This window comes from Streptomyces canus, assembly GCF_030815415.1.
Lineage (GTDB): Bacteria > Actinomycetota > Actinomycetes > Streptomycetales > Streptomycetaceae > Streptomyces > Streptomyces canus_F.
Genome location: NZ_JAUSWW010000002.1, coordinates 12,639 through 25,173 on the forward strand (window position 1 = coordinate 12,639; position 12,535 = coordinate 25,173).

Annotated in this window: 14 protein-coding genes; 1 reads left to right on the forward strand and 13 read right to left on the reverse strand. The window is 70.1% G+C overall.

The features are described from left to right. Positions 1 to 487: 487 nt before the first annotated feature. The 4 genes from QF037_RS49215 to QF037_RS49230 form a co-directional block, all read right to left on the reverse strand. Entirely contained in the window at positions 488 to 1,279 is a 792-nt protein-coding gene (locus QF037_RS49215; RefSeq protein ID WP_307037989.1) for a hypothetical protein, read from the reverse strand. Next, positions 1,279 to 2,127, reverse strand: coding sequence for a ParA family protein (locus QF037_RS49220; RefSeq protein ID WP_307037991.1), 849 nt, complete (start codon positions 2,125 to 2,127; stop codon positions 1,279 to 1,281). Before QF037_RS49220 ends, QF037_RS49215 begins: the two co-directional genes overlap by 1 nt. A gap of 343 nt (positions 2,128 to 2,470) precedes the next feature. Then, positions 2,471 to 2,812 (reverse strand): hypothetical protein, encoded by a 342-nt coding sequence (locus QF037_RS49225; RefSeq protein ID WP_307037993.1) that lies wholly within the window; start codon positions 2,810 to 2,812, stop codon positions 2,471 to 2,473. A gap of 162 nt (positions 2,813 to 2,974) precedes the next feature. Continuing rightward, the gene (locus QF037_RS49230) at positions 2,975 to 3,676 is read right to left on the reverse strand and encodes a hypothetical protein (RefSeq protein ID WP_307037995.1); all 702 of its coding nucleotides are present in this window, start codon (positions 3,674 to 3,676) and stop codon (positions 2,975 to 2,977) included. Positions 3,677 to 3,846: 170 nt separating this feature from the next. Here QF037_RS49230 and QF037_RS49235 point away from each other — a divergent pair, with 170 nt between their 5' ends. Beyond that, entirely contained in the window at positions 3,847 to 4,968 is a 1,122-nt protein-coding gene (locus QF037_RS49235) for an IS630 family transposase (RefSeq protein WP_307037996.1), read from the forward strand. 30 nt (positions 4,969 to 4,998) lie between these two features. Here QF037_RS49235 and QF037_RS49240 read toward each other — a convergent pair whose 3' ends face one another. The 9 genes from QF037_RS49240 to QF037_RS49280 form a co-directional block, all read right to left on the reverse strand. Continuing rightward, positions 4,999 to 5,427 carry a hypothetical protein gene (locus QF037_RS49240; protein WP_307037998.1) on the reverse strand — a complete coding sequence of 143 codons (429 nt, stop codon included), beginning with the start codon at positions 5,425 to 5,427 and terminating at the stop codon, positions 4,999 to 5,001. Between the two features lie 259 nt (positions 5,428 to 5,686). Further along, entirely contained in the window at positions 5,687 to 6,244 is a 558-nt protein-coding gene (locus QF037_RS49245; RefSeq protein ID WP_307038000.1) for a hypothetical protein, read from the reverse strand. Positions 6,245 to 6,252: 8 nt separating this feature from the next. Further along, positions 6,253 to 6,786 carry a WhiB family transcriptional regulator gene (locus QF037_RS49250; RefSeq protein WP_307038003.1) on the reverse strand — a complete coding sequence of 178 codons (534 nt, stop codon included), beginning with the start codon at positions 6,784 to 6,786 and terminating at the stop codon, positions 6,253 to 6,255. 83 nt (positions 6,787 to 6,869) lie between these two features. Beyond that, on the reverse strand, positions 6,870 to 7,547 hold the full coding sequence (locus QF037_RS49255) for a GGDEF domain-containing protein (protein WP_307038005.1): 678 nt from the start codon (positions 7,545 to 7,547) through the stop codon (positions 6,870 to 6,872). A 166-nt stretch (positions 7,548 to 7,713) separates the two neighbouring features. Next, positions 7,714 to 8,193 carry a Pycsar system effector family protein gene (locus tag QF037_RS49260; RefSeq protein ID WP_307038007.1) on the reverse strand — a complete coding sequence of 160 codons (480 nt, stop codon included), beginning with the start codon at positions 8,191 to 8,193 and terminating at the stop codon, positions 7,714 to 7,716. Continuing rightward, positions 8,147 to 8,635, reverse strand: coding sequence for an RRQRL motif-containing zinc-binding protein (locus QF037_RS49265; RefSeq protein WP_307038010.1), 489 nt, complete (start codon positions 8,633 to 8,635; stop codon positions 8,147 to 8,149). Before QF037_RS49265 ends, QF037_RS49260 begins: the two co-directional genes overlap by 47 nt. Before the next feature lie 168 nt (positions 8,636 to 8,803). Further along, entirely contained in the window at positions 8,804 to 9,016 is a 213-nt protein-coding gene (locus QF037_RS49270; protein WP_307038011.1) for a hypothetical protein, read from the reverse strand. 184 nt (positions 9,017 to 9,200) lie between these two features. After that, positions 9,201 to 11,384: a hypothetical protein gene (locus QF037_RS49275; protein WP_307038013.1), complete on the reverse strand. Its 2,184-nt coding sequence runs from the start codon at positions 11,382 to 11,384 to the stop codon at positions 9,201 to 9,203. Beyond that, positions 11,381 to 12,484: a hypothetical protein gene (locus tag QF037_RS49280; protein WP_307038015.1), complete on the reverse strand. Its 1,104-nt coding sequence runs from the start codon at positions 12,482 to 12,484 to the stop codon at positions 11,381 to 11,383. The genes QF037_RS49275 and QF037_RS49280 overlap by 4 nt, the downstream gene beginning before the upstream one ends. Positions 12,485 to 12,535: the final 51 nt, after the last annotated feature.

Sequence of the window (12,535 nt, forward strand, 5' to 3'; positions counted from 1 at the left end):
CACCCGATGCCAGGCAATGCTGCGCCGCGGAGGCGCTGGGGCGCCAAAAGCAGCGGGACTTCCCCAATTGGGGAACCCGCTCAACGGCACGGGTCAGTCCTCAACGAGCTCTGCTTCGACGACGTCGCCCTCGCTGGCGGCATCGGCATCGGCATCGACCTTCACCTTGCTGAGGATTCGGCCGATGCGGCGGATGGCGTCTTGCTGCCGCTGAGCTTCGTCGCCGCTACGAGCCTTGCGCGCGGCCTTGTCTTCCGTGGCGCTCTCGACTGCCTGCCGTGCCGTAGCCCTCGCCCCGCCTGCCCTGACCTTCAGCAGGCTCCAGCGAGATGCGGCCCGACCTCGTGGTGGGTATCGCGGTGCTGCGACGAGACCAGGTGCACGCTTCCCTATGAGGCGGGATCACTGACGGCCTGCTCCCTCCACCCGAGGTAGCCGCAGGGGCGTTTTCCCAAATTTGGGAAAACGCCCCTGCGGTCGACGGCTGCTACTTGGTGGCGGGGTGGACTACTGACGATGCCCAGGCCGCGAGCTCTTCGGCGATGCGGCGGGTCTCCTCGGGGTCCTCTTCCATGGCCTTCTTGATGAGGCTTCGCGTGACGTGCCTTTTCACGAGGGCTACAGCGTTCTCCAGCTGCCCGACGGAGCTTGGCGCGACCGGCGGCTGGTCGCTCCGGCTGATCACTTCGCCTTGGACGACGTCAGCCGGCTTTCCGTAGCCGAGTTCTTCGACTGCCGCTTTGAGGGTGGCGGCGGTGGGGGTGCCGTTCTTCTTCTCTGCCTTGGCCCAGGCTTCGCTGACGGCGTCTAGCCCGTTGTGCCGGAGTACCGGGGCGAGGACCTGGACGTGTCCCGTGTTGGCGCTGGCTCCTTCCGGCAAGGCCTTCTGCACCTTGGCCGTGGCCACCAGGAGGTAGCCGTGGGTGGAGGAGTAGCCCCAGCGGCCCTTCACGTAGTCGACGAAGTTGTCGTACTCGGGCTTGTAGAGCTCGCCGTCCTGAATGAGTGCCAGGGCCGGGCCGGCTTGCCTGTTGAAGCGCTCCTGCGCCTGCCGGACTGTCAGTTCGGCATGGTCCTGTGCCTTGCCGATGATGTCCTCGAGGACGGCGAGCCGTTCGGTCGCGCTGCCTTCCAGGGCGGTACGCGGCAGGGGGACAAGGCCGATCGTGACGTCGGCCGGGTCGGCACGGTCGGTGGCCTTCTGGAGTCCGCCTTTGCCTGCCGCGGTCGCGGGGTCAGCCGCGGCCTTGGCGGCCGCAGTGAGCAGTCGGGATGCCATCAGGCGCCTTTCCTCGTAATTGCGTGGTCCAAGAGCTCGCCGTACCACCCCTGCAGCTTCTTGGCCTCACGGCCAGGAGCGGCAGTGATCGGGACGCAGGCGAGGCGGCACTCTTCCCGGACGGAGTAACTGACGATCCCGGAGTAGTGGCCTGCCTGCTCTATCGTCAGGTCGTCGATGACCGCGTCTCCGAAAGTCTCCACGAGGCGCTCGTTGACGAAGTGATTGACGGCGCGCATGTCGTCCTTCTTGGGAAGGATGCTCCGCACCAGGCCCGCGAGCACCAGGTCCTCGTTCATGCCGCTGCCGGGCGAACTGACGAACTGGATGGTTTTGAGGGCTTGTTCCGCTCCCAGTTGCCCGTCGGTGGTGAGCGTGGCAGGGATGAACACCTTCTTGGCAGCGATCAGGGCACACGTCGCCAGCTTGCCCCCGGCGCGCGGAGGGACATCCATGACAGCCAGGTCGATTTCGCCTTCCAGGCCTTGCAGGGCCCGGCGTACGCGTGTCTCGAACATCGCAGAGTCTGATTCGCGGCGGCCCAGAGGTCGCTCCGAGGGGAGGACCCAGACGTTGGACGGCCATCCCTCGCCGGCGCGGACAATGGCGTCATGGATGAACTCGGCCGGGTCTCCGGGCGGGGTGTCGGCCTCGGGGTCGATGTAGAGAAGGTCGTTGAGAGTGAAGCGCGGGTCCTTGACCCCGAGTTCTGCGGTGAGGGTGGCCCGGGGATCGAAGTCGATGGCGAGGACATTGAGGCCTTGCTCAGCGGCCATGGCGACCATGCCGGCTGAGTTGCTCGTCTTGCCCACGCCCCCCTTCTCCGAATAGTTCGCGACTGCGTCCACGCCAACCTCCGTTTTGCGACCAGTTCCGCGCCGGATAGTCGCTGCTCAGGACCCCTAAAAGCAAGTCCACTTGAGATACAGGGGGCGTTGACCTGCCCACACGTCAGTGAGCGTAGCGGCCTCCGTTTCCCAAATTTGGGAAACGCTGCCGCCGACTGGAGCCTGGGGGGCTGCCGCTGAGGACGATCGTTGCGCTCCACTGCACCTGCACAAGACCGTAGCGGCAGTCCAGAAACGCAAAAGGCCCGGCCCCTGCGAGTCGCAGGGGCCGGGCCTTGGGGTCACGTTGGGTGCCAGTGCGTCCAGACAACGGGTGTCGCTGGTTCGAGGCTGCTGGTGGGTGTCAGCGTGTCGGGTGGGTGTAGGAGATCGGCTTGCCGAGGCGTCGGGCGTAGTCGATCTCTTGGCGGGTGGATTCGCCGATGTATCCGTCGGGGTTGACCACGAGGACCCGGTCAGCCAGCTGGATCTTCTGGCGGTGAAGGTCGTCCAGCATCGTCTTGAGCCGGTCGGCTTTCTGGGGAGTGGCCCACAGCGGGTGGGGTTCCTTCAGGTTGCAGCCGGGGGCGAGGACGATGCGGCCGGCGGCGGTCTCGTAGAGGGCGGCTTCGGTGAGAGCGTCCCAGTATCGGGTGGATCCGCACAGGACGACGATCGGAGCGCGGTCTGGGGTTGTGGCTGGCACAGGGTTCCTTCCGTGTGGTCGGTAGGGCGCCGGGGCGGCCGGACTCGGAGTCGACGGCCGCCCCGGGGGCAGGTGGTTCCGGCTCTGTGATGGGACAGGCCGGGTGGAGGGCGGGCGGTCCGTGAGAGTGCTGACCGGACGTGGCCCGCGCCGTCGACGGGGTCAGGGTGTGGTCGGTTCGATGTGGCGGGGTGCGGCTCGCTGAGCGGTGAGGGCGAGGCGGTGCTGCCAGGCTTGTGCGGCCTGGGCGGGTGAAGTGCCGCGCAGGGCCTCGCTGTAGAGCCAGCGGTCGCGTTGGTCGTCGAGGTGATCGAAGACGGTGGTGGTGCCGTAGGCGACGGCGGCGAGTTGCTGCCACACGTCGTGTGGGTGCTGGCTCCGGCAGTGGGTGCACAGACGCTGGCCGATCAGCGGGTCCGGCTGGATCGTGCAGCCGTCCTGGCAGGGGTAGTCGCGCAGACAGCTGCAGGCGAAGCAGCCATCGGCCCGGGTGAACGACCACCGGCCGTGCTTGGTCAGGCCAGGGGTGTACTCGGGGGCGGCCGGCCATGCGTGGTCGCAGGCGCGGCAGCGGTGGTAGTGACCCCAGCCGGTGCGGCCGGGTCCGGTGATGAGGCTGGTCGACCGACTGGCCTTCGTGCAGGCGGGGCATTCCGACTGCACGGCGACGTCCTCGTGGGCGAGCCATTCGACGTCGATGAGCGTGGCGGCCTGGGCCGTGGAGTCGTCGGGCTCAGCCGTGTGGAACTGCCAGGCGTAGTCGTCGTCCTCGCTGCCCGGGGTGACCCGGATGTGAAGGCGTCGGCTGCCGAAGCGGGTCAGGTCGGCGAGTTCGCTGCTGGGCCGGACGCGGTAGCCCCACACGCGCCGGTGGTAGGCGTTCGTGACGGCCAGGACGGCCCGATCAGTGAGGTGCCCCAGGGCGAGCAGGCCGCCGCTGTCCTCGCCTAGTGCTCTGACCGCATAGGTTCGCCGGGCTGGCCGTGGTGGCGGTTGGATGTGGGGTGACGTCCGATCCGACCGCTGGAGGCGCGGTGGCTGAGCCTGTCCGTGTGCGCAGGTTGACCGACCAGGAGGGGCAGAAGCTGCAGCAGATCGTGCGCCGGGGCAGTACCAACTCGGTGCGCTACCGGCGCGCGATGATGTTGCTGGCCTCGGCTGGCGGGAACCGGGTGCCGGTGATCGCCCAACTCGTGGCGGCCGACGAGGACACCGTCCGGGATGTGATCCACCGGTTCAACGAGATCGGCCTGGCCTGTCTGGACCCTCAGTGGGCGGGAGGCCGTCCCCGCCAACTCAGCCCTGACGACGAGGACTTCGTCGTCCAGACGGCCACCACCCGCCCGGTCAAGCTCGGCCAGCCCTTCACCCGCTGGTCACTGCGCAAACTTGTCGCCTACCTGCGCAGAGTCCACGGCCGGATCATTCGCATCGGCCGCGAAGCGTTACGCAGCCTGCTCGCCCGCCGCGGTGTCACCTTCCAGCGCACCAAGACCTGGAAGGAATCTCCCGACCCGGACCGCGAGGCGAAGCTGGACCGGATCGAGGAGGTCCTGGACCGCTTCCCGGACCGGGTTTTCGCTTTCGACGAGTTCGGACCGCTCGGCATCCGGCCCACCGCAGGCTCGGGCTGGGCGCCACGGAAACGCCCCGACAGGCTGCCGGCCACCTACCACCGCACTCACGGAGTCCGGTACTTCCACGGTTGCTACTCGGTCGGCGACGACCGCCTGTGGGGCGTCAACCACCGCAGGAAAGGTGCCGCGAACACGCTGGCCGCGCTGAAGTCGATCCGTGCCGCCCGGCCCGACGGCGCACCGATCTACGTGATCCTGGACAACTTGTCCGCCCACAAGGGCGCCGACGTCCGCCGCTGGGCGACGAAGAACAAGGTCGAGTTGTGCTTCACCCCGACCTACGCCTCCTGGGCGAACCCCATCGAGGCGCACTTCGGACCGCTGCGGCAGTTCACCATCGCCAACTCCCACCACCCCAACCACACCGTGCAGACCCGGGCCCTGCACGCCTACCTGCGCTGGCGCAACGCCAACGCCCGCCACCCGGGCGTCCTGGCCGCCGAACGCAAGGAACGCGCCCGCATCCGCAGCGAGAAGGGCATCCGATGGGGCGGACGCCCCCTCGCCGCCGCGGCCTGAACGACCCGGCGAACCCATGCGCTCATAGCACTAGCCAGCCGAACTGACCAAGGTCTCGAAACCTGAGCTATCGCAGTAGGACACTGCACGACCCTCAGCCCCGATGTCGCCGCCGACCGCGTTGACGGTGTCATCGAGGATGTCGGTGCCACCGTGTTCCAGGCCTGTCCGGTCAAGCCTTTTCGAGGCCTCGATGACCGCATGCCCTGCCGATTCGGTGTTATCGAACTCGGGCGACTGGACACTCTGTCCGTCACCGGCATCGGCGTCTGGCTCGCCGGTTGTCGTGGCGTGCGCCGCGTCCTGCCAGGACCCCAGCTTGGTGCAGTAATCCCGTTGCCGCTCCTTGGCCTGCGCTGGATCGTCCGACGAACAACTGCTCATCAGGACAGCGGCAACGACAACGGCCGCTGCTCGCCTGACTGCTCGTGTAATCCCACCGCTGTGCTGCACGGACATGCCCTCCCCGAAGCTTCCGCCACAGAGTATGGATCACGAAGGTGTCGCCTTGCGCTGATCTCCGCGCATCATCAGCAACGGATCGGCGAGGAGCTGAGCACACGACCAACCCGGCGAACCTATGCGGTCACAGCACTAGCTCGGTCACCGGAATGCCGTACAGCCGTGTGAAGCCCTCCGCAGCGCTGCCGGACAGCGTGCCGGTCTGCTCGGGTTGGATGTCGGTGTGTGCGGTCATGGGAGCGGGTCTCCTCAGCGCTCAGCGGACAGTCCGTAAGGGGGCCGGGTACGTCCGGACGCTGTGGCAGGTGACCGGGGTGTCCGTGTGCGGGGCGTGGCCGTGGGTGGGGCGCAGCTCGGCAAGGATCTCGATGAGGTCGTGCTCGTACTCGACGCTGATGTCGACGTACCCGCGCCCGCAGGTGCACGGCACGATCAGGGTGAGGACGTCCAGGGCGCCGTCGGCTTCGGTGATGCGCAGCGTGTGGTGCAGCCACAGGCCGCCGTCGAGCCACGCCACGGCTGACGGTTCCTGGCGGCCGCCGACGCCGGTCCATGCCGGGTAGCCCTGCCAGTCCATGACCTCCAGGGCGCGGGCGAGGCTGTCGGCGTACCGCTCGTAGATGTGGTGGGCGGCGGCGGTCTGCGCGTCGTCTCGCTGCTCGTCCTCACTGTCGACGTCGGCGTCGGCGGCGAGTTCGAGCAGGTAGGCGAGGGGGGAGTCCGCCGCGTAGCGGCGCTGGATGGAAGTGACGGTGTCGGTCATCGTGGTGGCTCCGTTCGGTGCGGTGATGTGGGCAAGGGATTCCGTGGGCATGACGGCTCCTACGACGCGGTCTTCAGGCTGGCTGCGAGCCGGGTGAGGTTGCGCTGCTGTTGTGCGGGGGTGAGGAGCCGGTGGGTCGGCATCGGCCCGTTGACGTCGCGGTCCAGCCGGACGACGCGGGTCTGAGACACGGTCAGCGGGTGGTTCCGGGCTGCCGCGGCCCGTGCGCGGCGGGTCTGGTCCTGTTCGGCGAGGACGTCGATCCAGTCCGGTCCGAGCCGGTCGGCCAGGCGTTTGCGGAGTTCGGTGCGCTGGCCCGGAGTGGTGGCCGCGAAGATCCCGAGGCGGGTGAGGGGCTTGTTGACCAGCGCCCACTGCAGGCAGTCCGTGGCGATGGGGCACCGGGAGCAGGCTTTGCGGGCGTGTTCCAGCCGCTTCTCCGTCGCCGCGCGGTCGTGGGTGCGATCGCCGTTGGCGAAGTCGAACAGGCGCGGATTCCGCTGGCATGCCGTGGGGGTGGGGCTGTGGGGGATCGGAAAGCGCGGGTCGGGGGCGTCGCCCGAGGGCGGCTGGTTGAGGTTGGGGCGGCTCATGACTGTTGAGCCCTCCTTGCGGAGTGGTCGGGAAGAACACGGGAGGTCAGGTGTGGTCGCTTTTCGGCGTGCGGGCTGCGTGGTCATCCGACCGGCAGGTGGGTGCCCGGGCGGCCTGGACGCCGGCCGTGGACTGCGGGTGTGTAGGCGTCGTGGCGGGTGGCGACGTAACCGCGGACCTCGGAGCCGTTCTTGACCCGGTACATGGCCATGTCCGCGCCGCGCAGCAGACGGGACGCACTGGCCGCGTCGGGCAGGTCGGCGGCGCGGGCGGTGCCGATGGACACGGCCGGGCGCAGACGGTGTGTCCCGCAGGCGACGGGCTGCGCCAGCTGGTCGGCGAGCGCGGTGACGTCCCGGACGGTCGCGGCCGGCGACAGCAGCACGGCGGCGGCGAACTCGTCGCCTCCCAGGCGCGCTGCGAGCCCGCCGCGGGCCTGCGCCCACGCGCCGATACGGTGCCCGATCGCGGCGATCAGGACGTCACCGGCGGCGTGCCCGAGGGTGTCGTTGACCGCCTTGAGGCCGTCGGCGTCGGCGACCAGGACGTGCAGCTGCTCGCGGTCGGCGGCGGCGAGGCGGGTGATGCGGTCCATCAGGACGTCGCGGCCGGACAGGCCGGTGAGCGGGTCGCGGCGTGCGGTGCGCAGCTGGCGGCGTACGCGGACGTCGTCGGCAACGACGGCCAGGGCGAGCGGCACGGCGGCCGCGGCGATGGCGAATGTGCGGGGTGGCAGCCGTAAGACGCTGGAAGGAGGCATGATGGCTCCGTTCTTGCCCTTGCGGGCGGGGATAGGAGAGGCGCACCCAGGCTGTCCAGGCGTAGGGGTGCGCCTCTCGCTGTGTGAGGGAGTCGGGCGTCTGCCCGGCCCTGAGCACCGCCCCGGGCGCGGCGTGCGCCACTACCCGGGGCGGTCCGCGGGACCGTCAGAACAGGGCGCTCAGGGCTGCCAGGAGGAGCAGGGCGAGGGCGGCGAGGATCGTGTCGACGGCGCGTTGCAGGAGAGCGAACTTGCGCGCGGCGATGACGGACAGGACGCGGATGCGGGCGGCGCGGGTGTCGCCGGTCATGCTGGCCAGGATCGAGGCGTCGTCTCGCAGGCCTGCCCAGTACGGAAAGCTCGCGCGGTCGGTGCCTCCCAGGCGGGGCCGGACGACCAGGAGCAGCAGCACGGCGGCCGCCGCCAGGGCGAGGACGGCGGTACCACCCAGCGCCGCCGTCACGGGCGGCATGGGCGTGCCGGCCATCGAGGCGAGCCCGGCGAGGACGGCCCCGGTGAAGGCGAGTAACAGGCTGGCTTTGCTGTCGGTGCGGGCGATCTTCGCGTCGGTGTCCTGCACGGCGTGGTCGAGGGCCTGGTCAAGGGTGTACGTCGTGCAGGACGCGGTGTCGGGTGTGGTCGTCACAGGCGGGTTCTCCTGGGGTCACGTAGGTGCTCGGGTCGGCGGGCGTGCCGTCGTGGCACTCCAGGCAGGTGCCGAGAGTGCGCAGCGGGAGGCAGTGGTGGTAGCGCCGGCCGCACGGCCCGGGGCAGGTCTGCCGGGCCGCCATCGCCCGGTCGAGCGCCCATTCCTGAGCGAGCGTCGGCACCCGTTTAGGCAGGGCGACGGTGAGGTCGTAGAGGAAGGCGCGGGTGCGGTGGGTGCAGGACCACTGCGGGGTGTACCGGCAGCGAGCGCACCGCAGAATGCCGACCGGGCCGTGGCCTCCGGGACTGACGCCACGCTCCCGCAGCTGACGTCGCGTGAGCAGATGATCGGGGCACGCCCCGCGGTCGTACTCGGGCAGGCCCTGCGCCCCCCGGAGCAGCCGCGCGACCTCGCAAGCGGGACGGCGGTGGGGTCGCATCACCGCGTCCAGGTACCGGGCAGCCGTATCGGGCGCTGCGGGTAGCGGGTGCCGGGGCGCTGCGGGCGGGGCCGGCCGATCCGGCGGCGCGGGCGAGGAATAAGCACGGTCGGGTCCTCCAGGAGTGAGTGGGTGGTCGGCCGCGCCCCGCCGCGCAGGGCGGCCTGGCTACGGCGTGTCCGAGGCGGTGGAGGGCGAGCTGGTGGCCGTCGGGCCCGGCGACGGCGCGGTGGCCGGGGTGTCGGTGCTGTTCTGGGAGCCGAGGACGACGGCGAGTCCGACGCCGGCGCCCACGGCTATGCGCTTCAGGAGCGACGGCTTGGGCGGCGGGTTGGGGATGAACCAGCCCGGTATCGGCTGCGGCTGGGGATTCCGGGGCATGGCAAAGCTCCTCGTTATCGAAGAGGGAGTGGGGGCGGGGCTGCACGGGCCGGTCGGCCTGTCCGGTCCTCACGCCCGCGCCGGGGCACGGGGGTGAGGGCCAGGCAGTGCGCCCGGGGCAGGGATGCGCTGAGGGCCCGCACCGTGTGGGGTGCGGGCCCTCAGCTGGGGCGGTATGGGCCAGTCAGCCGGACGGCAGCCGTTTGCCCGTGGTCGCGTCGTAGGCGAGGCCGGTGGGCGAGAGCCGGACAGCCAGAGACACTGCCCGGCTGCCTTCCTTCCATTTGCGGCCGCCGACCGCGATGCGCACGGTGACGTCGGCGAGTGGATCGTCGACCGGGAGCGTGATCTCCGGGTCGCGGGGCCACTTGCCGTTGTCCAGTGTGGAGCTGGCGCTCTCGCCGCCGCTGTCGATGCGCAAAAAGCGGGCGTTCGGGTCGAAGTAGCTGCGGAGCTCCAGCACGACTCGCTGCTTGTCGCTGCTCCAGTGGGCGACCACGTCGGCCTTGACACCGTCTATATCGAGAGCGGCCTTTGACCTGCCCTGGTAGGCGGCCGCCTTCGCCGTGCGCTCCTCCTGCTGCTCCTGGTCCTGGCTGGCCTGCGAGATACCGGCGAGGGTGATGCCCAGCGCGGCAATGCCAGCCACGTAGGGCCATACCCGACGCCGGCGCGGCCGCGGTTCCTCGGTCACCTCAGTGACGGCCGAGGCGGGCGGCTCAGGCGCACTGTGCTGAGCCTGTGTGCCGTCGGGGTTGTCTACGTCTTCGGACCGCTCCCTGCCCATGCCCATGCGATCGACGGTAGCGCGGAGCCAAATGGCCTTGCCCCGGTTTCCGGACAGCTCCGCAACTTCCGCCCGCGTGGACATCCATGACATGGCTTCAGCGGACAGAATGCCGTGCGCGGTGATGTCCTCTCGCTCGCCGATCGCGGCGAGTTGGGCGGCCTCGCTGAAGCGGCCCTCTCGTGCGGCCTGGAGCACGTCGTCGTGCCGGGTGTCGATGACGTTCGGCGGCATCTCCCACCCCCAGTCATCGGCGGCCGCCGGTTCCGGCGCGGGCTGGGTGCTCGTGTCGTCCACGAGCTCCGCTTCCACGATCTCCCCGTCGAGGGTTTCCGCGTCGAGCAAGTCGGCGGCCTGCTCTCTGTCGTCGTGCTCATCGTCCAGGGCGGCGGCCTCGCGGTCGGCGTGGGCCTGCTGGGCTGCACGGCGCCGGGTGCCGGTGTCGGTGAGCCGGGCCTCTTGGTCGTCGATGACGGTCTGGATGATGTCGACGTAGGCGGGGCCCACCTTCCATACGGCCTGACCGGGCCCGAGGTCGGGGATTGCGTCGATGGCCCACTGAGGCAGACCGAGGAGCGCTCCGGTCAGCGCGGCCTCATCCCGTCCGAGCCGCCCCACATGGGCTATCTCGCACAGCCGCGCCAGGTCCTGCGCGCGGCCCTGTCCCAGGTCGGACAGCGTGTGCATCACGACGTTCATCTCCAGCGCCGCTTTGCGGGAGTTCTTCAGCAGCCGTTGGATCAGTTCGGTGGTGGCGGGGGACAGCAGGATCTGCCACGCCTCCTCGAGGACCAGGTGCCGGTGCACGGCGGCCGACTGGCGCAGCCACACCTGTTCCACCCAGCACGCAACGGCCGCCATGAGCGAGGGAATCGCCGGAGAGTTGCGGTCCATGCGCGTGAAGTCGAAGGACAGGATGGGCAGATCGGTCGGCGGCAGCGCCGAATCCTCCCCGTCGAAAATGCCTCGCAGCGATCCTTCGGTGTAGCGGGACAGTGCCATGGCGGCGCTCTCGCCCCACTCAGCGAGGCGGGCGGCGGGCCACCGGCCGTCCTGCGGGTTGACCAGTGCGTCGGTGAGCCCGTTGAGGTTGGTGGCCTTGGGGTGGTTCAGGGCGTGCTGAAGGGCGTGCGTCGCCTGCGTGGTGAGGGCGTCCGGTTCGCTCGCCAGGATCAGCGAGCGCACCAGCTGCTCGCGCACCGGGGCTGAGAACAGGTCCGAGCAGGGGTTGAGGGTGAAGGCGCCGGCCTCGATGACCAGGCCTCCCAGATCCCGCACGAGGGGGGCCCACTCGCCTGTGGCGTTGTCCTCGCCGAAGGAGTCGACGACGACGGCCTGGTGCTGCTGCTCCAGGATCTCCCGGCGGATACGCACCTTGGCCGTGGTGGACTTTCCCGAGCCCAGTCCCCCCAGCCCGATGCTGTTGGTCGACGGCAGGATCCTCATGTCGGCCAGTACGGGTGAGAGGTGGAACGCGCGCCCGTCCAGCAGGGAGCGGCCGATGGGGATTCCGGGGAATCCGGCCGCACTGGCGACGAACGGGGCGGTGATCGCGGCGTGCGAGGTAGCGAGGCGGATCAAAGCACCGCTCCTTTCCGTGTCGAGGCTCCGTGCGGGGTGGTCATCACGTGAGCGCGGTGCTGCTGGCCCGTGAGCCAGTCGAGCCGGATTCGGTACTGGTCGGTGACGAGGGAGGCCTGCCAGTGGGCGTCGGCGACGGCCCCGGGGCTGTCGCCCCACACCGTCATGTAGGCGTCGACGTCGACCAGGCTGTCGCCTTCCACCAGGGCGCCATGGGTGGTGTCGGCGGCCATTTCGTGGCGCGCGGACGTGATCCGGTCGGTGGTGAAGGCGCCCCCCGCGGCGTCCTGCCATCGCGCGGAGCGCCGGGACTGGGCAGCGGGCAGCGGCCGGTACAGCACCGCGAACGACCGCTCGTAGCCCCAGAAGGAGCCGGGGACCTGCTTGCCCGGGGTGCCGATCAGGACGCTGGTCATCAGGTCTCCGTCGGTGACGTCGGGCCAGGACGTGATCCGGGCCGTGGCGGCGTACCGGTCGTCGTCCAGGCGCACCCAGCCGGGCCCGCGCTCCACAACGGTGGGGGCCGGGTCGGGGTCGGCGGGGGCGAGGTAGCCGAGCCGGCCGAACTCGCCCTCCAGGGTGTCGAGGATGCGGTCGGGCTGCCCGGCGAGGCCTTTGGGGACGTGCACGGAAATCGTCTGCGTGTGCACGGTGTGCTCGCCCACCTGGGCGTGGTGGGTGGTGTGTACCTGGATTCCGGCGCTGCGGGCCTGGCCTCCGGTGTGGGTCAGGGCGCGGGAGAGGGCAGCGTGCCAGGCCTCGCGTCGCTGCGGGTCCTGCATGGTGCCGTGGTCGGGGTAGAGGATCCACGTTGCGGTGGATCCGGGCTGCCCGGTCATCGAGGCGGGCGGGGTGCGTTCCCGCAGCCGCCGGTAGCCGACGGCGGCCCACCGGGCGAGGGAGCGCGGTCCGGGGGCGATGTTGAGCAGGGCGGCGGTCGCGGCGACCGCGCCGAACGCCCCGATCGGCGGCGGCGCGACCACCGCGGACATGAGGACGGCACTGCCTCCCAGAACGTTCGCCTTGGTCAGCAGGGTTTCGGCGGGGCTCAGCCCGCGCTGGAGGCCGGGAATGCGGTAGCCGGGCGTCAGGGAGTACATGGGAGCCGCTCCTTATGCGGGTCGGTGGGGTGCGTGCCGGTTGTGGGGGTG